This window comes from Gemmatimonadota bacterium, from assembly GCA_026706345.1.
In the GTDB taxonomy this organism is placed as follows: Bacteria; JAAXHH01; JAAXHH01; order JAAXHH01; family JAAXHH01; genus JAAXHH01.
Map to the genome: position 1 here is coordinate 1 of JAPOYX010000008.1, position 21,835 is coordinate 21,835.

A 21,835-nucleotide genomic window follows, 5' to 3' on the forward strand; every position below is an offset into this window, starting at 1 on the left:
ATCGTCTCACAGGCTGATGTCTTCCGTTCCGATACACCGACAGGACCTTGAGTATTCCGGGGTCGTTCAATTGGCAGGACACCAGATTTTGGTTCTGGCTATCCAGGTTCGAGTCCTGGCCCCGGAGTTTAGGTATTTCGAATCATTTGAGATTTCAGCTTTGTATACTACGGTCATCACGGGAATTAACTGATTTCAATATTTTGTCTTCGGTTTGCCATAACAACTCCAACGACTTCACCACTGACTCCAGACTCGTTACATCCCATTGTTCTGCTATCTGCACAGCACGCTTTCGCGCGTGACTTAAGAACGCTTCCGTTGCCCTCCTGCCTTGTCCCGTCACTTCACAGATGATCATCCTGCGGTCATTTGGGTTTGAGCTTCGCTTTACGTAGTTCTTGCGAACTAAATTCTTCACAATGATCGTCGTGTGTGCGATTGAAGTGCCCAATTCGCCGGCGATAGCACTCATCCTCAGCGGGCCGAAGTATTCCAGCAAGAACAAGGTGTTAATCTGGTGAGCATTCAGATCCAATCGTTTGAGTTCAGCAATACGACCACTGAACATCAAGCGATTCAGATGTTCCACCGCAAACACGAACCTTTCAATCAATTTTCCTTCCGGGCCTGCTTCTGGTTTTCTCTGCATCGTGGACTTGCCGGCAGTGTTGGTTCACATACGTCATGGATTGAGTGGATCCACATGCCGGCCCACATACTGAGTTGTTGAGGAACTGGCAAGTTACAATACTGCAACCCGGGGAGCAACAACAATCGCGGGGTTAAAGTCGGAAGAGCCTGATAGTTGAAACCCCGGCCCGCCCTGTGATCGGGGCCCTGTCAACCCCCAAACCGCGGAAACCGACTGGCTAGTCTATCGACAGACTCAGACCGGCCGTAATCGGGATTATCTTGTAGTCTTCATCTATAAAAGCGTGTTGGTAACGCCCTTCGACAAACACCAGGATTTTCTCCGCGACCGGAAACTTTATCCCCACTCCAGCCGTAATGCTCAGCCCGCTTTCGTCTTCGCCGATGCTCATTCCAAGCACCTCGATGTTCGCTTCAGCCCGGACGAATCCGCCTCCGGCGAGTCCGTAGACCACCAGTGTACTACCGCTCGTTATCAGCGCACCACCGTGGAAGCCAAGCGACGAAATCGATGCATCCAAATCAGGTATCAATTCCAGAATGAAGTAGATGGATGCGCTCGTGGCACTCAATAGAGCGTTATCAGCCAACTCGCTGGCGCCAAGAACCGAACGTGATGCAAGAAGTTTATTATTGGAAGTTGAAATGTAAAATATTTTAATTATTTATCGACATCATCCCCCGGGGACCATCTCACGGCCGCATTGGCTTGACGCGCTTTTCGGTAGATCGCTTCGGGATTACGCGCGTTCCAATCTATCCGGTATTTTAATCTGGCTTGTATAGCGACAGGGGATATGTACTACTACAAAAACAAGCCGGGACACCTACGGGGCAGGGGATTTGGCCATATAATGCAAGGTGTGGCAAGCCAGGATCGCAGATGGTCGCGGATATCTTATCCCCACGACACTTCAACCCAGGGTCCGTCTATATCTTCTCCAGGGCCTGTTCCAGGTCGGCGATCAGGTCGTCGGCGTTTTCAATACCCACCGAAAACCGGACGAGTTCGTCCTTGATGCCGATTTCGAGGCGTTCGGAACGGTCCATTTCGTAGAACGACATGATGGCGGGCTGTTCGATCAGGCTCTCCACGCCTCCCAGGCTCGGCGCGATGTAGGGGATGCGCAGCGCATCGATGAATCGGATGGTCGTTTCCATGTCGCCGTCGACCTCGAAGCTCACCACGCCCCCGAAACCGCTCATCTGCCTGCACGCCGTCTCATGGCCCGCGTGGCTTTCCAGGCCGGGATAGTATGTTTTCCGGATGCGGGGGTGCCCGTCCAGAAAACGGGCGACGGCCAGACCGTTCGCGTTGTGCTGTTCCATGCGCAGGGCGAAGGTCTTCAGCCCCCGGATCAGCAGGTACGCGCCGTGGGGATCGACGATACCGCCCGTGACGTCGCGGAACTCGCGGATGGCGGCGATAAGGGGGGCACTGCCCACGACGGCGCCCGAAAGCAGGTCGTTGTGGCCGCCCAGGTACTTGGTGGCGCTGTGGAGGACCAGGTCGATCCCGAAATCGAGAGGCTTCTGGTTATAGGGCGTGGCGAAAGTGCCATCAATCAGCACCTTGACGCGGTTCGCCGCGGCGATCTCGACGACCTGTTCCAAGTCGATCACGTTCAGGTACGGATTCGTGGGAGATTCGGATACGATGAGCCGGGTTTTGCCGGTGATCGCCGACGCCAGCTCCTCGCAATTGCCCGTCTCGACGAAGGTCACGTCGATGTTGTACCTCGGAAGGATCTGCCGGCAGAACTGGCGGCTGCGCCGGTAGCACTCGTCCATGACGATCACGTGGGCGCCGGAGGAGAGCATGGCGAGCAGCACGGAAGTGAACGCGCTCATGCCGGAAGAGAAAAGGGCGGCGTCCTCTCCGCCCTCCAACTCGGCGATCTTGCGCTCCGCCACCGACTTGGTGGGGTTGCCGTAGCGCCCGTATTCTTCCCGGTCGACCTCTCCCGTCGTGTAGTCGATCAGTTCCTGGGTATTCTGAAAAACGTACGTGGATGTCTGTACAATGGGATTGGTCACCGAGGAAAACGGTTTGTCACGATGCTCCCCTCCATGCACGGAGCGTGTGGACAGTCCCTTGTTGGCACGCGGCATGTAGTCGGTTTCCTTTGAGATATGACGCCCGGCCGAACCCACGGGCGCGACTTAAAATACGACGGGTTCTTCGTACGGCCCGTGCACTTCCTGCAGCACGCCCACGATTTCTCCCAGCGTCGCATAGGCCCTGACCGCGGCAAGCATGGCCGGCATGACGTTCGCCCCCTCCCTCAGGGCGGCTCCCAGGACATCGAGGGCCTTGCCCGCCTCGCGTTCGTCCCGCCGCCGACGGACCGATCCGAGACGGACGCGCTGTTCCCTTTCGATGCGCGGGTCGATCCGCAGCGTCTCGATGTCGCCGTTCCTCGGGGAGGCGAATTCATTTACGCCGGTAATGATCCGGTCCCGGTTTTCGATCTCCGCCTGGTGACGATTGGCCGCGGCCATGATCTCCCGCTGGGGAAAGCCCGCCTCGATGGCCGCCACCATGCCCCCGAAGGCGTCGATCTTCTCGAAATAGGCCTCGGCTTCTTCTTCCAACCGGTCCGTGAGGGATTCGACGTAGTATGATCCGCCGAGGGGATCGACCGTATCGGCCACGCCGGTTTCGTGGGCGATGATCTGCTGGGTTCTCACGGCGATGCGGGCCGCCTGTTCCGACGGCAGGGCGTAGGCTTCGTCCAGCGCGTTGGTATGGAGCGACTGGGTGCCGCCCAGCACGGCGGACAGGGCTTCCACGGCCGTGCGCACGATGTTGTTCTCCGGCTGCTGCGCCGTCAGGCTGCATCCCGCCGTCTGGGTATGGAATCGGAGCATCCAGGACCGCTCCGACCGGGCGCCGTACCGCCGGCGCATGTGGCGCGCCCAGATCCGCCTCGCGGCCCGAAACTTCGCGACCTCTTCGAAGAAATCGATATGGGCGTTAAAGAAGAAGGACAGCCGCGAAGCGAACCGATCGACGGCCAGGCCGGCGGCCAGGCAGGCGTCGACATAGGCGAAACCGTCCGCCAGGGTGAAGGCGAGTTCCTGGGCGGCCGTAGCACCCGCCTCCCGGATGTGGTATCCGCTGATGCTGACGGGATTCCACTGAGGTACCCGTTCGGTGCAGAAGACCACCGTATCGGCGACGAACTTCAGGGCCGGGGCGGGTGGGCAGATCCACTCTTTCTGGGCGATGTACTCCTTCAGGATATCGTTCTGCAGCGTGCCCCTCAGCGCGGTCCAGGGGATATCCCGTTTCTCCGCCACGGCCAGATACATGGCCAGCAGCACCGCGGCGGGGGCGTTGATCGTCATGGACGTGCTGATCTTGTCCAGCGGGATGCCGGAAAACAGGATCTCCATGTCCTCCAGCGTGTCGACGGCGACCCCGCATACGCCCACTTCCCCTTCCGACGACGGGTGGTCGGAATCGAAACCCATCAGCGTGGGCACGTCGAAGGCCACGGACAGGCCGTCCTGTCCCTGATCCAGAAGGAACTTGAAACGGGTGTTGGTATCCGCCGCAGAACCGAAGCCGGAGAACTGCCGGATGGTCCACGGGCGGCCCCGGTACAGGGAAGCGTGGACGCCGCGCGTATAGGGGAACTGTCCCGGGAAACCTTCGTCCCGCAGGTAGTCGGAGCCGGACCGGTCACCCGCCGTGTACAGCTCCTCCACCGGAGACCCGGAGATGTTCGTAAAGGACGGCTTGCGAAGGGGGCGTCCGTCCTGTTTCCCGTCCCTCGACTTTTTGCTGTTCAGGGTCTCGTCCATAACGACCGCCTTGCCAGACCTAATTGCGCCAAACTATTTCAGTTACACCCGGAAGCAACACCGTAATATAGGCGGAGGCCGGAGGCCGTCAAGCAGGAACTGGTCCCGTGAAACACCGGTCGGGGGCCGAATTCCGTTGACAGATCCGACGGGGCCTGATTAAGATGCGCGTGTCCCGGTCACGCCACTTCGCGAGCGGCGATTCCCGGATTTTCGCCCACCATGCTGCGCTCGTGTTCCATTACAACCAGTGAAATTCCGCCTCTTTTTCTCGTACGTCACACCGCCATGAATACACGCGAGATACCCCTCTTCCCGCTCAATACCGTGCTGTTCCCGGGCATGCCCCTGCACCTGCATATTTTCGAACCCCGCTACAAGGAAATGGTGCAGAAGTGCCTGGACGAGAAACTGGAATTCGGCATTCTTCTCCTCCACGAGACCCAGTTATGCCAGGTGGGCTGTACCGCCCGGATCACGCAGATATTGAGACAGTTCGAAAACGGGTCCATGGATATCCTCACCGAGGGACGGAGACGATTCCGCGTCCTTGACGTCCTGAACCGCGAATCCTACCTGGAAGCGGTCGTGGAGTACTTCGACGACGACAGCGAGGACATCCCCTCCGACCTGCTGAAGAAGGTGCTGAACGCCTACCAGAAGATGATCAGGCTCCAAACCAGGGGCGTGGGCGCCATCCGCGGCATCTTCGACCCGGTACACTTCTCCTTCATCATCGCGTCGACGATCGATATGGTCCTGCAGGAACGGCAGTCCCTGCTGGAACTGACCTCGACCACGGAACGGATCAGGAAACTCGACACGGCGCTCCTCGATACGACGCAGAAGCTGAACGAGCAGGAAAAGATGAAACGCCTAGCCGACATGAACGGACATGGCAAGCACGAGCCCGAAGAAAGCGAATCCGCAGACGACGATTAGTCCCGGAAGCACGCGCCGCCTGACGGCCATGGCCGTGGCCGTGGCGCTCGCGGTCCTCCTCGGTTTCATCCGCCTGTACCGGCTGCCCTGGGGTGGCTCGCTTTCGCTGAAGATCCTGCCTCTGGTCTACCTGGCCATCACGTATGGCCCCAGGGCCGGCATGGCCGGCGGTCTGGCGGCGGGCCTCGTCACGCTGATCGTCGATCCCGTCATACTGCACCCCATCCAGGTTGCCCTGGACTACCTGCTCCCCTACGCCATCCTGGGGATCATCGGATTCTTCCCCGCCTGGCCCAGGCTGGGAATCCTGGTGGCCGGCGCACTCCGGCTGGCCAGTCACGTGGTGTCCGGGGCGGTCTATTTCGCGGCCTTTACGCCCCCGGAACTGAACCGGCAGGTTTACGAACTGGTCCGGGATTACACGGGGATCATCCTTTCCCCCTTGCTCCAGCAATGGACGGCGCCGTGGCTCTACGCCCTGCTGTATAACGCCAGTGTCGTCGTCCCCGAGACCGTCCTGATGATACTTTTCGCCCCCCCGCTGATTCGCCGGCTCAACCGCGGCTTCGCGCCGGACCGGTACGCGTGAACCGGGGCCGGGGCCGGATTCCCGTCCCGGATCAGGCCGGCCGGCCCGGGGTACTGCGTCCGTCGCGGCCGAACGCTGTGGACCGGCCGCTACGCGGGTATTTTTCCTCTTGCCTGCCTGCATGCCCGCCCATATTATGAGACAGTTCACCCGGACCGTATTACCGGTAACGCCACTGCTTACGCCTCTTCCATTCAGGAGCGTTTGAACCATGTCGGAATCCCTGGAGCTGATCACCACCTCCAGCGACGAGGGGACGCTGCCGCTGCCCGAGCCGCTGTGCCGGGAAATATACGAGAAAATGCTGACCATCCGGCGATTCGAGGAAGCCGTACTGGAGATATACACGCAAGGCCTGATGCGCGGTCTCGCCCACCTGTACATCGGCCAGGAAGCCTCGGCGGTGGGCATCTGTTCCGCCCTGAACGACGACGATTATCTCACCAGTACCCACCGCGGGCACGGACACCTGATCGCCAAGGGCGGCAAGGTCGACCGCATGATGGCGGAAATGATGGGCAAGGTGGACGGTTACAACCGGGGCAAGGGCGGCACCATGCATATCGCCGACATGAGCCTGGGGATCCTGGGCGCGAATGGGATCGTCGGGGGCGGCATGGGCATGGCGACCGGGGCGGCCTTAAGCGGCAAGATGCGTAATTCCGGACAGGTGGCCGTGTGCTTCTTCGGCGACGGCGCCATCAATCAGGGCGCCTTCCTCGAATCCGCCAACCTGGCTTCCATCTGGTCGCTGCCGGTGCTCTTCGTCTGCGAGAACAACCATTATGGGGAGTATACGGCCGCCAGCGACGTTACGGCCGTCAGGGAACACGTGGCGGAACGGGCTGCGGGATTCGACATGCCGGCCATGGTGGTGGACGGCAACGACGCGGTCGCCGTGCACCAGACCGCGGTGGAGATGGTGAAACGGGCCCGGGCCGGCGAGGGGCCGTGCCTGATCGAGAACAAGACCTACCGGTACCGCGGGCACCACGTGGGCGACGGCGATCCGGAGAAGACCTACCGGACCCAGGAGGAGACGGACACCTGGCTCGCGAAAGATCCTATTCCCCGCTTCGCCCGGCGCATGATGAAGGCGGGCATGGTCGACGAGGCGGAACTGGAGTCCATCGATACCACCATTACCGGACTGGTGGAAGACGCCGTGGCTTTTGCGAATGACTCCCCCTATCCCACCGCCGACGAGGTGACCGAACATGTCTACGCCTGAGCGCCGGATCACCTACGGCGAAGCCGTCCGCGAGGCCATCGCGGAGGAAATGCGGCAGGACGAGACCGTCTTCTTCATGGGCGAGGACGTGGCCGCGGCGGGCGGGGTTTTCAAGGTCACCGTGGGACTGCTCGACGAATTCGGCGAAGAACGGGTGCGGGACACGCCCATCTCGGAAGCGGGCATCATGGGCGCGGGCGTGGGGGCCGCCCTGACCGGCATGCGGCCCATCGTCGAGATCATGTTCGGCGACTTCATCACCATCGCCATGGACCAGATCGTCAACCAGGCGGCCAAGATGTGCTACATGACGGGCGGTCAGGCCAGCGTGCCGCTCACGATACGGACCACCATCGGCGCGGGCCGTTCATCGGCGGCACAGCACTCCCAGAGTCTCCAGGCCTGGCTGTCCCACATTCCCGGGGTCAAGGTGGCCATCCCCTCCACGCCGGCGGACCTGAAGGGACTGCTCAAGACCGCCGTCCGCGACGACAACCCCACTGTCATCTACGAAGACAAGATGATGTACGCCCTGAAGGGACCGGTGCCCGATGACGACGACCATACCATTCCCTTCGGCGTAGCCGACATAAAGCGGGAAGGGTCGGACGTAACCCTCGTCGCCACTTCAAGCATGGTGCACACCGCGCTCAAGGCAGCGGACATGCTGGATAAGGAGCGAATCAGCGTGGAGGTGGTGGATCCCAGGACGCTGTCGCCGCTCGATATGGATACGATCATTCGTTCCGTCGAGAAGACCAGCCGCGCCGTGGTGATCGACGAAGCCTACCAGAGTTACGGCGTCACCGGCGAACTGGCCTCCCGGATCGCCGACGAGGCCTTCGACTACCTGGACGCCCCCGTCAAGCGGCTGGGCGCCATGGACGTTCCCGTACCCTTCAGCCCCGGGCTGGAGCCGGAAACCATCCCCGACGAGGGAAAACTGGTCCGGACCGTTCAGGGCCTCTTCCACGACGTCCCCATATAGCCGTATAGAAACCGGAGCATAATCTTAAATGAACCTGTGGCGCCTGCCCCTGCACTGGAAGATCATCATCGGGTTGATTCTCGGATTGCTATACGGGATCCTCTCCGCGGCCATGGGCTGGAGCCGGTTCACCGAGGACTGGATCACGCCCTTCGGCGACATCTTCCTGAACCTGCTCAAGGTCATCGCCGTACCCCTCGTGCTGGGCTCGCTCATCATGGGCGTCGCCTCCCTGTCGGACGTGAGGAAACTGTCCCGCATCGGGGGCCGTACGATTGCCATTTACATCCTCACGACGACCGTCTCCGTGACCATCGGGCTTTTCATGGTCAATCTGCTCGAACCGGGGACGGGCGTGCCCCAGGGATTGCAGGAACAGCTGCAGGCCGCCTACCAGTCCGACGCGGAATCGGACATGGAACGGGCCGAAACGGCCAGGGAGCGGGGACCGCTTCAGGTCTTCGTGGACATGACGCCCGATAACATCTTCGGCGCGCTGAGCAACAACGGGCGCATGCTCCAGGTCGTCTTCTTCTCCCTCCTCTTCGGCATCGCCCTGGTATTGATTCCGTCCGACAAGAGCAAACCCCTGGTGGATTTCTTCTCCAGCCTCACGTCGGTCATCATCCAGATCGTGAACATGATCATGGTCGTCGCCCCCATCGGGGTCTTCGCCCTGATCGCCAAGACCATCAACCAGGTGGCGAAAGACGACCTGTCCGCCGTCGGAGAACTCCTTGGAGCCCTTGGCTTCTACTGCCTGGTGGTCCTCCTGGGACTGCTGATCCACGGCATCGTCACCTACCCGGTCATGCTCAAGATCTTCTCCAACATGAAAATCGGGCGGTTTTTCCGGGGTATCGCCCCGGCCCAGCTCCTGGCCTTCTCCTCCAGTTCCAGCGGGGCCACGCTCCCCGTCACCATGGATGTGAGCCAACGGAATCTCGGAGTCTCGAAAGAGGTTTCCTCCTTCGTCCTGCCTCTCGGCGCCACGATCAACATGGACGGCACCGCGCTCTACCAGGCCGTGGCCGCCGTGTTCATCGCCCAGGCCCTCGGCCTCGGGCTCGACATGACCGCCCAGCTGCAGATCGTCCTCACGGCCGTCCTCGCCTCCATCGGCACCGCCGCGGTGCCCGGCGCGGGCATCATCATGCTGATCATCATCCTGGAGACCATCGGCGTGCCGGCCGCGGGCATCGCGCTGATCCTCGGCGTAGACCGCATTCTCGACATGTGCCGCACCGCGGTGAATGTCACGGGCGACGCTGCCGTGGCGACCTCGGTGGACGCCATGGAGAAACGGGCCGCCGCCAGACCGTCCGCCTAGCGTTCACGACAGACCGCTCGCATTCGAGTCAAAACAACGAAAGTTCGGGGCTTTTCGAAATGCGGGCGTGATGAATATCACTGCCGCCGGCCGTATTCCTCGTAGAACCAGGCCGCGCTGTCGATTCCCCGGTAGAAATTGGGCAGGTGGAACTTCTCGTTGGGCGCGTGGGCGTCGCAATCGGGCAGGCCGAAGGCCATCAGGACCGTGGGCAGGCCCAGTATCTCCTCGAACATGGCCACCACCGGGATGCTGCCGCCCTCCCGGATGTAGACGGGCTCCTTGCCGAAGCCCCGGGTGATGGCCTCGTGGGCGGCCGTCACCGCGGGGTGGTTCCGCGCCGTGAGGACCGGCTTCCCCGTACCGTGACGGATGACGTCCACCTTGACCGAGGGCGGCGCAAGGCTTCTGACATAGTCTTCGAATGCCCGGGCGATCTTGTCGGGGTCCTGGTTCGGCACGAGGCGCATGCTCACCTTGGCCATGGCCTTCGACGGGATCACGGTCTTCGATCCCTCTCCCGTGAACCCTCCAAGCATCCCGTTTACATCGAGCGTCGGCCGCGCCCACAGGCGCTCAAGGGTCGAGTACCCCTTTTCGCCCGTGGCTTCCGGCAGGCCCAGCTTCCCGGCGAAGCCTTCCTCGTCGAAGGGCAGCGCGGCAAGCGACGCACGTTCTTCGCCGTCCAGGGGAAGAACGTCATCGTAGAACCCCGGCACCGTGATCCTTCCGTCGCCGTCCACCATCCTGCCCAGCATCTCCGACAATACGTTCAGGGGATTGGGGACGGCGCCGCCGTAGACGCCCGAATGCAGATCTTTGTTGGGTCCCTCGAGCCGGACCTCCATGTAGGCCATGCCTCGCAAGGCATACCCGATCGAGGGCTGCTCGTAGTCGAACATGGACGTGTCGGAAATGACCACCACGTCCGCCGCCAGTTCTTCCCTGTGGCTTTCCAGGTAGGCTTCCAGGTTCTCGCTCGACACCTCTTCCTCGCCTTCGATCAGCATACGGACGTTCACCGGCAGCCGGCCGTTCTCCCGCAGGTGGGCCTCCAGCGCCTTCACGTGCAGCCAGACCTGGCCCTTGTCGTCTGTCGATCCGCGGGCGTAGAGATTGTCGCCCCGGATCACGGGATCGAAGGGATCGCTCTCCCACAGTTCAAAGGGTTCCGCGGGCTGAACGTCGTAATGACCGTAGAATAGGACGGTGGGCTTTCCGGGCGCGCCAAGCCATTCCGCCGTCACGATGGGATGGCCGGCCGTGGGGTTTACCGCCACGTGGTGCATGCCGATGCGTTCCAGTTCGCCGGCAAGGAAACGGGCGCATCGGCGCAGATCCTCGCGGTGATGGGGATGGGTGCTCACGCTGGGTATGCGGAGGAAGTCCTTCAGACCCTCCAGGGCCCGGGGCCGCTGGGCCTCCAGGTAGGATATGACGTTTTTCATGGTCCACGCTTCCGTTCATAGGGTTCAAATGACCAGGGGCAGGGCACCGGCCGTATGTGAGACGACCGGACCGGCACGTACTTTCGGCAGGGTACAGGAACAGGGGACGCCGGTGCAAGGGAAAAACAAGAGAAGAAACCGTTTCGGCCGGCGTGCGGGACGGAACATCCGAGATGCGGCTTTCACGTACGGGCCGGCCGTGCGGACTTGACAGTACGTGAGGATGGTCTTAGACTGGTAATCCGACATACGGCGTCCGGCGCATCAGGTGATTCCAAAGGCGACCGGACCGTTTCCGGAACAACGGGATAACGGCATGCGGACCTTCATCAGACAGTACCTGGGCGTGTTGCGCACGACGATCGGATCGGGGAACCTCAAGTTCTTCTACCGGTTCTTCATCTTCCTCTTCCTGTTGATCCTGGTCTATACGTTTCTGTTTCACGAACTCCAGGAAATGGAAGGGCGGGAACATACGTGGTTCACCGGATTCTACTGGACACTGGTCACGATGACCACGCTCGGGTACGGTGACATCGTCTTCACCAGCGACCTGGGCCGGATTTTCTCCCTGTGCGTCCTCATGACCGGACTGACGACGCTGATCATCGTGCTTCCCGTGGCCTTCGTCGAGTTCATCTACCGGCCGTGGCTCAGCGCCCACTCCATCGCGCGCGCGCCCCGGTCGCTGGAATCGACCTTCCAGGACCACGTGGTCATCACCCATCACGACGAGGTGACGAGTTCCCTTGCCGCCAGGCTCAAGCAGTACGGGAACGACTATGTATTCATCATACCCGACCTGGACGAAGCACTGCTCCTCCACGACCGGGGCCTCAACGTCGTGTACGGCGATCTGGATAACTCGGAGACCTATCGGCACGCGAACGTGGACCAGGCGGCGCTCGTCGTGGCAACCGGCAAGGATACGCTGAATACCAGCATCGCCTTCACGATCCGGAACATCAACCAGGACATCCCCATCCTGGCCACGGCGAATTCTCCCGATTCCGTGGATATCCTCGAACTGGCGGGCTGTACCCACGTGATCCAACTGGGCAAGCAAATGGGGCAGCTCCTCGCCCGGCTCGCTTCGAGCGTGGATTCCATGTCCCATGTACTCGGAAATGTCGAAGACCTGATGGTCGCCGACGCGGGCATCGTGGATACCCCGCTCATCGGCAAGACCCTGCGTGAAACGCGTCTTCGCGAACTGACCGGCGTTACCGTCGTCGGCGTATGGGAGCGGGGCAGGTTCCGCGTGATCGCACCCGACACGCAGCTTACCGAACGGATGATCCTGGTGCTTTTGGGGACGGAAAGCCAGATCACCTCCTACAACGAACTCTTCGCCATCTACAACGTGTCCGATCCGCCCATCGTCATCATCGGCGGCGGCCGCGTGGGACGGTCCGCGGGAGGAACTCTTGCGCAGAGCGGGCTGGACTACCGGATCATCGAGCAGCAAACCGGGCGGATACGCGACGAAAAGCACTACGTGCTGGGCGACGCGGCGGATATCGAGACCATGAAGAAGGCCGGCCTCATGGAAGCCCCTACCGTCATCATCACCTCCCATGAAGACGACATGAACATCTACCTCACGATCTATTGCCGCAAGCTGCGGCCGGATATCCAGATCATCACGCGGGCGAAAGAGGAACGGAACGTGGAAGCGCTTCACCGGGCAGGGGCCGATTTCGTCATGTCCTATGCTTCCATGGGGGCCAATATCATTCTGAACCTACTCAAGCGGAACGACATAGTCATGATCACGGAAGGGTTGAATTTCTTCCGTGTCCGGCTTCCCCTGGAACTGGCCGGCAAAACCATCGCGGAATCCCAGATCTACCCGGAAACGGGCTGCTACGTTGCGGCCGTCTTCACCGGGAAAGAGAGTATCGTGAGCCCTCCGCCGTCGATGAAGCTGCCCAGCGAAAGCGAGATCCTCCTTATCGGCACGATAGAGGCCGAGAACCGGTACCTGGAGCGTTACGGCAATAAGCTGTGAACTGGAGCCGAACGGCGCCGCCATTGGATCGGCCGGACGAATCCCGCTAGACGTCCCCCGGCTCCCGCTTCGTCGACGCGACGTTTACCCCGAGGGCGCGCGTCAGCCGCTCGAGTTCGACAGTCAGTGCGGTCCAGGCCTCCTCCGCTCCGTCCAGGCTTCCCTCCCTGCCCATCTGTTCCAGGCGCTGCGCGGCGTTCACGGTGGCCCGAGCCAGGAAAACTCCGGCAGAACCCTTCAACGTATGGGCATGCAGCCGCAGATCGGCGGCGTTCCCGGAACTGATCGCATCACGAATAGCGGACTTCAGCCCCGGGCACTCGGCCACGAAAAGTCCGGCCAGTTCCAGCATCACGCCTTCGTCTCCGCCGAACCGTGTGACGGCCTGTTCCCAATCGATCACCGCTGAGTCGGTCGCTGCCGCTTGGGTCGCGGCGTCGGGCGGCTGCGCCGCGGCTTCCTCCCCGGACGGTGCGGATACTGCCGCTGAAGGTGCGGCATCCCGGTGAGCTGCCGGAGGAGCAGCCTCGCCGGAAACCGCCCCTGATCCAGCCGGGACGCCTTCCACCGCCGCGTACAACAGTTGGGCCTGAATGGGCTTGGACAGATATTCGTCCATCCCGGCCTCCAGGCACTTCTCACGGTCGCCGCGCATGGCGTGGGCCGTCATGGCGATGATGAGGATATGGGCGTCGCCGGTTTCCAGTCCGCGAATCGTCCGTGTCGCCTCCAGTCCATCCATCCCGGGCATCTGGACATCCATCAGGATCAGGTCGAACGCGCCGGTTTTAAACCGGTCGACCGCTTCGCTGCCGTTGTTTACCACGGTGACCTCGTGGCCCCTGGACTCCAGCATGAGTACCGCGACGCGCTGGTTCACGATCCCGTCCTCTGCCAGTAAGATGCGTCGCGGCGGGACCCCTTCCGCCAAGCCATCGGCTCCCTCCTCCAGTGCGGGTCCGCACGTGCCGGCCACCGTTTCCATGATGGCGTTCAGCAGGTCGGACTGCTTGACGGGCTTGCTGACCGTACAGGCGATTCCGAATGACTTGCCGAAGTCCGGGTCCTCCCGCTGTCTGGCGGAGACCAGCAGGATGACGTCAAGGTCTCTTCCGTCGGCGCACTGGTTGATTTCCCTGACGAGGCCGTATTCTTCCATTTCCGGCATGGTTTCGTCCAGCAGGACCAGCTGGATAGTCTCGCCGCCCTCGCCGGTAAGGGCGGCGAGGGCTTCCACGCCCGTACCCGCTTCCGCCGGTTTCATGGACCATTCGGCCAGCATGTCGACCAGGAACCGCCGATTGGTGGGATGATCGTCGACCACGAGCACCCGCAGGCCGGACAGCGGTCCGGCGTCGACGCCCGTCTTTTCGGCCACGTCGGGCTGTTTTTGCATTTCGACGGTAAAATGGAAGGTGCTTCCCCGGTCCACCTCGCTTTCGACCCGGATGCTGCCGCTCATCATCGCAGTCAACTGCGCGCTGATAGCGAGCCCCAGTCCCGTACCACCGTACTTGCGCGACGTGGAACTGTCCGCCTGGCTGAAAACGTCGAAAATCAGTTTCTGCTTGTCCTCCGGTATGCCGATGCCGGTATCCGATACCGAGCAGGCCAGCGTGATGGCGTCTTCCGTTTCCGACTTCAGCGCCATGGTCAGGACCACTTCCCCGGAGTCCGTGAACTTGATGGCGTTTCCGACCAGGTTGATCACGATCTGGCTCAACCGGCCCGGATCGCCCACGAGACGATCAGGAACGTCCGGAGATACCTGGTAGGCCAGTTCCAGGCCCTTTTCCGACGCGGGGATCGACATGGCCTGCACGGTATTGGCGATACGCTCCCGCAGTTCGAAGGGAATCGATTCGAGTTCCAGGCGGCCCGCCTCTATTTTCGAAAAGTCCAGGATATCGTTCAACAGGCCCTGAAGCGAGCCCGTGGACTGATCGATCAGCCGCATGAATTCCCGCTGCCGGGACGACAGGTCGGTATTCAGCATCAACTGGGTCATCCCGGTGATCCCGTTGATGGGCGTGCGAATCTCGTGGCTCATATTGGCGAGGAACTCGCTTTTGGCCCTGCTGGCCTCTTCCGCCGACTCCTTGGCTTCCTGGAGTTCCTGTTGAAACAGGACCATGTCGTGGGCGGTCTGTTCCAGCAGGGCGTTCTGGCGATGCAGCTCGTGGGCGATCCGTGTACGTTCGGCGTCGATCTGTCCGATCGAACGGGCGTTCCACCAGATCAGGATGTTGAAGGCGATCACGTTGCAGACGACGAAGAGCGAATGGCCGAATTCCACCCCGTAGAATCCCGCTCTTTCCCCCTGGAACTGCACCCAACCGAGGACGATGGGGATGAGAAAAGCCGCGGGAAGGAGGCGGCGGGCCATGAGACCGCCGGCCGTGGCGCTGACTAGCGTGGCGGCCGGTTCGCGCCGGGGCCGCGCGCAGAAGATGCCGGCGCACAGGACGCCGAAACCCAGTGCGGTGTTCAGGGTAATGGGAATCGCGCCGGAAACCCTGTACAGCACCAGGGTACTGTAAATCGCCCCGGCGAGAGAAAGCAGGGCGATGATCCCGGCGTTCATGACGCAGACGTGAGACAGCCAGTGTCTCGGACCGCGCAGATCAAGCAGCAGGAGCGCCAGTCCCACCAGCATGAAGGTGAAGGCGGTATGGGGGGCCATGCGGTTGCCGCTGAGGGACGCTGCGAACAGCCACTCGTCAACACCTCTGCCGCCCAGGTCGAAGTCGAGGAGCTTGACGGCCCCCAGCGCCATGAGCAGGCCCGCGCCGGCGAAACCCGTCCATCTGCGATACGTGGAAGCGTTCCTCGGCAACAAGGCGCACAGCGTACCGCCGGCGAGCAGAAAGGCGGCGGCCGTGAGCGGGTTCATGGGAACCCGGCCGGGGTTGATCAGGCCCCGCAGATCGGCAAGACCGAACTGCCAGCCGGCGAGCACGAGGACGGAGCACGCGATAACGATGACACTGCACAGGAAGGCGGCTTTCTGGAGCAACCGCACCCACGCTGCATCGATTTCCGTCGAAGCCGCATCGATTTCCGTGGAATCCATGGCCTACCTCCCGGTAAACGCAGGCCGGTGGCTTTCAGGGGTCAGGGGAAGATTCCCCGAAGCAGTTTCGCCTGGGTCACCCGGTTGATCCCCTCGATCAATGCCGAGGTGCGCATATCGATCTTCTCTTCGGCAGCCCGGCGGACGGTCCGTCCGAAGGCGTCAATGAGGATATTATGCAGCCTGCCGTTGATCTCCTCGAGCGTCCACATGTAGTTCTGGGTATCCTGCACCCACTCGAAGTAGGAGACGGTTACGCCCCCGGCATTGCCCAGCACGTCCGGCAGGATGAAGACGTCCTTTTCCCCGAGGATTTCGTCCGCCTCAAGCGTGGTTGGACCGTTGGCCCCTTCCGCGAGCAGCCTGCACTTCAGCCGGTCCGCGTTGTCGCCGGTGACCTGGTTCTGCAGCGCGGCCGGCGCGAGGATGTCGCAGGGCAGTTCCAGCAGTTCTTCGTTGGTTACCGCATCGGCCTCGGGATAACCCGCGAGGAAGCGGTTTTCCCCACAGTACTTGAAAACGTCCTTCAGCGACAGTCCGTTGGGATTGTAGATACCGGTAGTGACGTCGCTTACCGCGACCACCCTGACCCCGTCCTCATCCAGAAAACGCGCCGTATTGCTGCCCACATTGCCGAAGCCCTGGACCACCGCCGTGGCGCCGTCGAGGTGCATGCCCATATGTTCCGCGGCCGCCTCAATCAGGTAGACCAGGCCGCGGCCGGTGGCCTCGCGGCGTCCCAGAGACCCGCCCAGCACCACCGGCTTGCCGGTAACCACGCCCGGTACCGTGTAGCCCGCCTGCTGGCTGTACGTGTCCATGATCCACGCCATGACCTGCTCGTCGGTTCCCATGTCAGGGGCCGGGATGTCCTTGTCCGGTCCGATGATGTCGATGATCTCCGACGTAAACCGGCGGGTGAGGCGCTGCAGTTCGCGGCGGGACAGATCGGTGGGATCGATCCGGACGCCGCCCTTGGCTCCGCCGAAGGGCAGGTTGATCAGCGCGCATTTCCAGGTCATCCACATGGCCAGGGCGGAAACCTCCCCCAGGTTGACGGCCTCGTGGTAGCGTATGCCGCCCTTGGTCGGCCCCATGGTGAGCAGGTGCTGCACACGGTATCCGAATACGTTTTCCACGAGGTGGTATTCATCCCGCCGGAAGGGGAGCGTCACGATATGGGTCCGCTGGGGAAAGAGCAGCCGCTCCCGGATGTTCTCGTCGAGCCCCATGATCTGCGCCGCCTTCAGAAACTGCTGCTGGGCCAGTTTGAACATGGCCGAATCCCATTCGCCGCTACGCGCGCGCATGCGTTCGATAGCGTAGTGTATGGACCGGGAGAGCAGGGTGGTGTTGGCCTGGGTCTTTACGATGTAATCCTGTGCGCCCGACTCCACGGCCGTGGCGGCCAGCGACACGTCGTCCAGCCCCGTCAGTATGATGACCGGCAAATCCGGAGCGGCCGCCCGGACGCTATGCAGCGTGTCGAGATCCGCGCTGTCGGGCAGGACCAGGTCCAGCAGCACCACGTCGAAAGACTCCTGCTCGATCAGATCCAGCCCTTCCCGGAGCGTTCCGGCCACGTGGAGCCGGGTGGTAAGCCGGCTGGAATCCATGAAATGGCGTATCAACTGCACGTGCACGGGGTTGTCTTCGATCATCAGGACTTCGATGGTGTTTTCCGCCATGGCTTCCTCTCCAGGGTCCTAGGTGCCGGGGGCCGTCTGGTACTTTCTAACGGCTTCCGACAGGTCGATCCGGCCTTCGTACAGCGATTTACCGAGCACTACGCCCTCCAGGCCGTCCGCGACAGAACGGGAAGCCCGTTCCAGGTCGTCCAGCGAAGCCACGCCCCCAGACGCGATCACCCGCATGCCGCTTTCCCTGGCAAGACGCGCCGTAGCCCCGGTATCCAGGCCGTTCATCGTGCCGTCCCGGTCGATCTCCGTGTAGATGATCCTGCAGACCCCGGCCGCCTTCATGGCCTTCGCCAGTTCGAGGGAGGAACACGATCCGCCGGCCGTCCATCCCTTGACCGCGACCCGTCCCGCCTTCGCGTCGATTCCGACGACGATACGCTCCGGCCCCCAACGGTCGACCGACATTCTCACCATTTCGGGGTTCTCCACGGCCGCCGTACCAAGGATAACGCGGCGCACCCCCAGGGCCAGCCACTTCTCCACCGCTTCGGGCGTTCGAATACCTCCCCCGAGCTGTATCGGGATTTCGACCTGTTCGAGCATGCGGAGGACGCTCGACCGGTTCCCCGCGGCGCCGGTGAAAGCACCGTCCAGATCGACCACGTGCAGGTAGGTGGCCCCCTGCTCCTTCCATTTCAGCGCGATTTCCTCCGGGGACTGGGTATACACCGTCTCGCGGTCCTTCCTGCCCTGGAGGAGCCGGACGCATCGCCCCTGTCGTATGTCGATGGCAGGGTAGAGCTGCATATGGATATCATCCCGCGGAACCCGGTCGATCGGCACGCTTTCAAACCAACAAAAACCTGCTTTAAAGATGACCGGAAACACGCCGGCCTGTCAACCCACAAATACCTTGACACGGGCGGGACAGAGGCCTAGTATTCCGTGAAATCCGGCCCGATGGCCACCTGGTTTCCCGGCCGAGTCTTCGCCGGTCATCCTCGTGCATTTGTCGTTCTCCTCGCCGAAAACACGACCGCCCACCCTTCGAATCCCGATGCCTGCCCTTGCCGATCGTATCCAGCCCCTGTTCGAGGTCCACCCACGGCTGTCCGCCGAATTGAGGAATCTGTGCGGAGAGGTGGATCGGGAAATCTACGTCGTGGGAGGGTCGGTGCGGGATGCCATCCTGGGTCGCAGGGTCCGTGACCTGGATCTGACGCTCGCCGAGGACGGACTGAGGCTCGGGCGGATGCTGGCGGACCGTCTGCGGTGTCCCTTCGTGCCACTCGATGACGCGGACAGAACCGGACGCATCATGCTGCGGCCCCGGTATACGATAGATATCTCGTCTTTCAAAGGCGACACGCTCCTGGAAGACCTGGGCAGACGGGACTTTACCGTCAATGCCATGGCGGTCCGCCTGGCGGACGTCCTGGAAGGCAGACCGTCGATCATCGATCCGCTGAACGGTGCGAACGACCTCGCGTCGCGAAGGCTGCAAGCCCTCTCCGGGCAGTCCTTCCGCGATGACCCGTTGCGTATTTTGCGGGCGTACCGCCTCGCGGGGCAGTTCGGCCTGGACATCACGCCGGAGACGGCTTCGTGGAGCACGGCATGTTCCGGAGGCCTGCGTGACGTTTCAGGCGAACGCCTCCTGTACGAACTGGCCCTGATCCTGGGCGCGCGCAATGCCGCGGACCGGGTGTCGGCCATGATCGGCGCAGGGGTGTTCGGGGTCCTTTTCGCCGGATGGACGGGACCGGCGACGGCGGAGTTGGACCGGCGTCTTGAACGGACGGACCGGCTCATGGCCCGGGATGCCTACCTGGCGGACCACGGTCTCTACTCCCATCTTTCCGGATCCGACACGAAACTGGCCGGAGACCGATCCGGTCACTGGATCCTCCGGTTCGCTTCCCTCGTGCTGTTTTTTCTCCCGGCAAACGGCGCGGGCCCGGCGCTTGATCACATCGAAAGGACCGCCGACCGGCTGAAACTCAGCAACCGGGAAAGGCGGGCGCTGCACCAGTTGGTCTTCGGATCGAAGCGCCTGCTCGAAGGGATCGCCTCCCGGAAGACGAGTGACGAGGCGCTCTGCCGGATTGTCCGCGGGACGAAGGACGAAACGCCCGGCGCCGCGCTGCTGGCCCTGGCGCATGGGACGGACGAGGCTTCCGCGGCGGCGGGAAGCGTCGGCCCGGTCGTGGACCGGCTGCTCCAGCTGTACAGCCGGCACAGAACGGTCCGGTCAAGGGGCCTGCTGCTGGATGGCGCGGACATCATGGAAGATCGGGATATCCCGGAGGGGCCGGAGATCGGCCGCATGCTGGATAGGCTTGAAAATATCCAGATACTGCACGATATTCGGACAAGGGAAGAAGCCCGGAATCTTCTCTACGACGATCACGCAATCAGCGTGGACAACCCATAGTCCCGCCGGACCCCGGATTTCAGGCATGAGACTCTGCACCAACGCGCAGATGCGGTCGATCGACCGCCGAACAATCGAGGATCACGGCCTTTCCGGATACGAACTCATGGAAAGAGCCGGCTGCCGGGTAGCCGAAACCGCGAAGCAGATGCTGGGCGGCGTTTCCGGCAGATCGATCGCCGTGGCCTGCGGCAACGGGAACAACGGGGGAGACGGTTTCGTGGCCGCGCGGTATCTCCACCAGTGGGGCGCTTCCGTCGCCTGTCACGTGTTGGCCGCCAGGCCGTCCATTTCGGGCGAGGCGGCACAGCACCTGGAACGGCTCGAGGAGGCCGGCCTGTCCCCGGCATATCGGGAAGACGGTCCACTTGATCTGCTGGACCGCTTGGACCGCCTGGACCGCCTGGACCGCCCCCCTGCGCTGATCATCGACGCGCTCCTCGGAACCGGGCTGAAGGGACCGCTCCGCGGCCCGTACGGACCGGCCATCACCGAGATCAACCTGTGCCCTTCCCCGGTCCTCGCCGTCGATACCCCGTCGGGTCTTGCGCCCGGCAGCGGGTTTCCGCAGTCCCGGCCCAGCGCGGAATGGACCTGCGTTCATGCCGACCTTACCCTCGCGATCGGGCTGATAAAAATCGACCTGGCCACCTATCCCGGCCGGTCCTGGTGCGGCACCGTGGAAGTCGCCGACATCGGTTTTCCCGACAAGGCCGTAGAAGCGGAACAGTTGTACCTGGCCATACCGGAACGAAACGAGATGGCCGGCCTGGTCCCGGGACACCTGCCTTGCGACCACAAGGGCAGCCGTGGACGCGTCGCCATAGTCGCCGGTTCGGCGGGCATGGCGGGAGCGGCCACGCTGGCTTCGCGCGCGGCCCTGCGCAGCGGCGCGGGCATGGTCATGCTTGGGTCGCCGGCCGGCCTCATGGACGCCTTGACGGCCCGGCACACGGAAGTGATGCTTCGGGGTCTGCCGGAAACCGCTGAAGGTTCGCTTTCTCTTGAGGCCGAGCCCGGCATCGAATCGCTGCTGTCCTGGGCGGACGTGCTGGCCGTCGGTCCGGGTCTCACGCGCCACGAGGAAACATCGGCGCTGGTCCGCCGCGTCGTTTCGAATACCGAAAAGCCCGTTGTCATAGACGCGGACGGCGTGAACGCCTTCTCGGACCGCTCCGGCGAACTGGAGGATGCACCGGCCGAGATCATCATGACGCCCCATGTGTTCGAACTTTCCCGGCTGACCGGCGTACCGGCCGAGGAAATCGAGGCAGACCGGGTCGAGGCGGTGAGGCAGACCGCCTGCTCCCTCCAGGTTACCCTCGTGCTCAAGGGCGCCGACACGCTGGTGGCTTCCCCCCGCGGCCAGGTATCCGTGAATCCCACGGGGAACCCGGGCATGGCCACTGCCGGATCGGGCGACGTGCTTACCGGGACCATCGCCGCCCTGCTCGGGCAGGGACTCGGTGCCTGGGACGCCGCCCGCCTGGGTGTCTATCTCCACGGCCTGGCCGGCGATCTCGGCGCGGAAGCCATGGGTCCCCACAGTCTGGTGGCCGGCGATCTCATCGACCATTTGCCGGGAGCGTTTCTGAACACCACCGAGACGCAGAAATCATGAAAAAGGCGGGACGCCCTGGATACGAAGTACGATCTGGAATCACTTAAAGCGCTCGTGCGCCGGG

At 62.5% G+C, this 21,835-nt stretch carries 16 protein-coding genes and 1 tRNA gene; 9 read left to right on the top strand and 8 right to left on the bottom strand.

Annotated features, from left to right (window positions below):
* Nucleotides 1-55: 55 nt before the first annotated feature.
* Nucleotides 56-127: transfer RNA gene (locus OXG98_00370), tRNA-Gln, on the top strand.
* A gap of 27 nt (nucleotides 128-154) precedes the next feature.
* On the opposite strand, the gene OXG98_00375 is transcribed toward OXG98_00370, so the two are convergent.
* From OXG98_00375 to OXG98_00390, 4 genes are all read right to left on the bottom strand, one after another.
* Entirely contained in the window at nucleotides 155-652 is a 498-nt protein-coding gene (locus OXG98_00375) for a MarR family transcriptional regulator (protein MCY3770468.1), read from the bottom strand.
* A gap of 220 nt (nucleotides 653-872) precedes the next feature.
* The gene (locus OXG98_00380) at nucleotides 873-1,244 is read right to left on the bottom strand and encodes an outer membrane beta-barrel protein (protein MCY3770469.1); all 372 of its coding nucleotides are present in this window, start codon (nucleotides 1,242-1,244) and stop codon (nucleotides 873-875) included.
* A gap of 340 nt (nucleotides 1,245-1,584) precedes the next feature.
* Complete coding sequence (locus OXG98_00385) at nucleotides 1,585-2,766, bottom strand: PLP-dependent aspartate aminotransferase family protein (GenBank protein ID MCY3770470.1); 1,182 nt, start codon at nucleotides 2,764-2,766, stop codon at nucleotides 1,585-1,587.
* A 51-nt stretch (nucleotides 2,767-2,817) separates the two neighbouring features.
* Complete coding sequence (locus OXG98_00390) at nucleotides 2,818-4,464, bottom strand: methylmalonyl-CoA mutase family protein (GenBank protein MCY3770471.1); 1,647 nt, start codon at nucleotides 4,462-4,464, stop codon at nucleotides 2,818-2,820.
* A 288-nt stretch (nucleotides 4,465-4,752) separates the two neighbouring features.
* On the opposite strand from OXG98_00390, the gene OXG98_00395 reads away from it, so the two are divergent.
* The 5 genes from OXG98_00395 to OXG98_00415 all read left to right on the top strand — a co-directional run bounded on the left by OXG98_00395 (nucleotide 4,753) and on the right by OXG98_00415 (nucleotide 9,544).
* Nucleotides 4,753-5,406 (top strand): LON peptidase substrate-binding domain-containing protein, encoded by a 654-nt coding sequence (locus tag OXG98_00395; GenBank protein MCY3770472.1) that lies wholly within the window; start codon nucleotides 4,753-4,755, stop codon nucleotides 5,404-5,406.
* Nucleotides 5,360-5,995, top strand: a complete 636-nt coding sequence (locus tag OXG98_00400) for an energy-coupled thiamine transporter ThiT (protein MCY3770473.1) — start codon at nucleotides 5,360-5,362, stop codon at nucleotides 5,993-5,995. Before OXG98_00395 ends, OXG98_00400 begins: the two co-directional genes overlap by 47 nt.
* 301 nt (nucleotides 5,996-6,296) lie before the next feature.
* Complete coding sequence (locus OXG98_00405; protein ID MCY3770474.1) at nucleotides 6,297-7,226, top strand: thiamine pyrophosphate-dependent dehydrogenase E1 component subunit alpha; 930 nt, start codon at nucleotides 6,297-6,299, stop codon at nucleotides 7,224-7,226.
* Nucleotides 7,213-8,214: an alpha-ketoacid dehydrogenase subunit beta gene (locus OXG98_00410; protein ID MCY3770475.1), complete on the top strand. Its 1,002-nt coding sequence runs from the start codon at nucleotides 7,213-7,215 to the stop codon at nucleotides 8,212-8,214. Before OXG98_00405 ends, OXG98_00410 begins: the two co-directional genes overlap by 14 nt.
* A 28-nt stretch (nucleotides 8,215-8,242) precedes the next feature.
* Entirely contained in the window at nucleotides 8,243-9,544 is a 1,302-nt protein-coding gene (locus OXG98_00415; GenBank protein MCY3770476.1) for a dicarboxylate/amino acid:cation symporter, read from the top strand.
* A 77-nt stretch (nucleotides 9,545-9,621) separates the two neighbouring features.
* On the opposite strand, the gene OXG98_00420 is transcribed toward OXG98_00415, so the two are convergent.
* A complete protein-coding gene (locus OXG98_00420; GenBank protein MCY3770477.1) occupies nucleotides 9,622-10,992 on the bottom strand; it encodes a dipeptidase in 1,371 nt (456 codons plus the stop codon).
* A 316-nt stretch (nucleotides 10,993-11,308) separates the two neighbouring features.
* On the opposite strand from OXG98_00420, the gene OXG98_00425 reads away from it, so the two are divergent.
* On the top strand, nucleotides 11,309-13,003 hold the full coding sequence (locus OXG98_00425; protein MCY3770478.1) for an NAD-binding protein: 1,695 nt from the start codon (nucleotides 11,309-11,311) through the stop codon (nucleotides 13,001-13,003).
* 46 nt (nucleotides 13,004-13,049) lie between these two features.
* On the opposite strand, the gene OXG98_00430 is transcribed toward OXG98_00425, so the two are convergent.
* Genes OXG98_00430 through hisA form a run of 3 tightly spaced genes read right to left on the bottom strand, consistent with a single transcriptional unit; the run spans nucleotide 13,050 to nucleotide 18,523 of the window.
* A complete protein-coding gene (locus OXG98_00430; GenBank protein ID MCY3770479.1) occupies nucleotides 13,050-16,076 on the bottom strand; it encodes a response regulator in 3,027 nt (1,008 codons plus the stop codon).
* A 41-nt stretch (nucleotides 16,077-16,117) separates the two neighbouring features.
* Nucleotides 16,118-17,764, bottom strand: a complete 1,647-nt coding sequence (locus OXG98_00435) for a response regulator (GenBank protein ID MCY3770480.1) — start codon at nucleotides 17,762-17,764, stop codon at nucleotides 16,118-16,120.
* Between the two features lie 18 nt (nucleotides 17,765-17,782).
* Nucleotides 17,783-18,523, bottom strand: coding sequence for a 1-(5-phosphoribosyl)-5-[(5-phosphoribosylamino)methylideneamino]imidazole-4-carboxamide isomerase (gene hisA, locus OXG98_00440; GenBank protein MCY3770481.1), 741 nt, complete (start codon nucleotides 18,521-18,523; stop codon nucleotides 17,783-17,785).
* 250 nt (nucleotides 18,524-18,773) lie between these two features.
* Here hisA and OXG98_00445 point away from each other — a divergent pair, with 250 nt between their 5' ends.
* Nucleotides 18,774-20,150, top strand: coding sequence for a hypothetical protein (locus OXG98_00445; protein ID MCY3770482.1), 1,377 nt, complete (start codon nucleotides 18,774-18,776; stop codon nucleotides 20,148-20,150).
* Between the two features lie 25 nt (nucleotides 20,151-20,175).
* Nucleotides 20,176-21,771 carry an NAD(P)H-hydrate dehydratase gene (locus tag OXG98_00450; GenBank protein ID MCY3770483.1) on the top strand — a complete coding sequence of 532 codons (1,596 nt, stop codon included), beginning with the start codon at nucleotides 20,176-20,178 and terminating at the stop codon, nucleotides 21,769-21,771.
* Nucleotides 21,772-21,835: the final 64 nt, after the last annotated feature.

Excerpts from the sequence above, each read along its gene's own strand:
- OXG98_00375 (MCY3770468.1), bottom strand. The coding sequence starts at position 652 with ATGCAGAGAAAACCAGAAGCAGGCCCGGAAGGAAAATTGATTGAAAGG.
- OXG98_00385 (MCY3770470.1), bottom strand. The coding sequence starts at position 2,766 with ATGCCGCGTGCCAACAAGGGACTGTCCACACGCTCCGTGCATGGAGGG.
- OXG98_00390 (MCY3770471.1), bottom strand. The coding sequence starts at position 4,464 with ATGGACGAGACCCTGAACAGCAAAAAGTCGAGGGACGGGAAACAGGAC.
- OXG98_00395 (MCY3770472.1), top strand. The coding sequence starts at position 4,753 with ATGAATACACGCGAGATACCCCTCTTCCCGCTCAATACCGTGCTGTTC.
- OXG98_00400 (MCY3770473.1), top strand. The coding sequence starts at position 5,360 with ATGGCAAGCACGAGCCCGAAGAAAGCGAATCCGCAGACGACGATTAGT.
- OXG98_00405 (MCY3770474.1), top strand. The coding sequence starts at position 6,297 with ATGCTGACCATCCGGCGATTCGAGGAAGCCGTACTGGAGATATACACG.
- OXG98_00410 (MCY3770475.1), top strand. The coding sequence starts at position 7,213 with ATGTCTACGCCTGAGCGCCGGATCACCTACGGCGAAGCCGTCCGCGAG.
- OXG98_00415 (MCY3770476.1), top strand. The coding sequence starts at position 8,243 with ATGAACCTGTGGCGCCTGCCCCTGCACTGGAAGATCATCATCGGGTTG.
- OXG98_00420 (MCY3770477.1), bottom strand. The coding sequence starts at position 10,992 with ATGAAAAACGTCATATCCTACCTGGAGGCCCAGCGGCCCCGGGCCCTG.
- OXG98_00425 (MCY3770478.1), top strand. The coding sequence starts at position 11,309 with ATGCGGACCTTCATCAGACAGTACCTGGGCGTGTTGCGCACGACGATC.
- OXG98_00430 (MCY3770479.1), bottom strand. The coding sequence starts at position 16,076 with ATGGATTCCACGGAAATCGATGCGGCTTCGACGGAAATCGATGCAGCG.
- OXG98_00435 (MCY3770480.1), bottom strand. The coding sequence starts at position 17,764 with ATGGCGGAAAACACCATCGAAGTCCTGATGATCGAAGACAACCCCGTG.
- hisA (MCY3770481.1), bottom strand. The coding sequence starts at position 18,523 with ATGCAGCTCTACCCTGCCATCGACATACGACAGGGGCGATGCGTCCGG.
- OXG98_00445 (MCY3770482.1), top strand. The coding sequence starts at position 18,774 with ATGCCTGCCCTTGCCGATCGTATCCAGCCCCTGTTCGAGGTCCACCCA.
- OXG98_00450 (MCY3770483.1), top strand. The coding sequence starts at position 20,176 with ATGAGACTCTGCACCAACGCGCAGATGCGGTCGATCGACCGCCGAACA.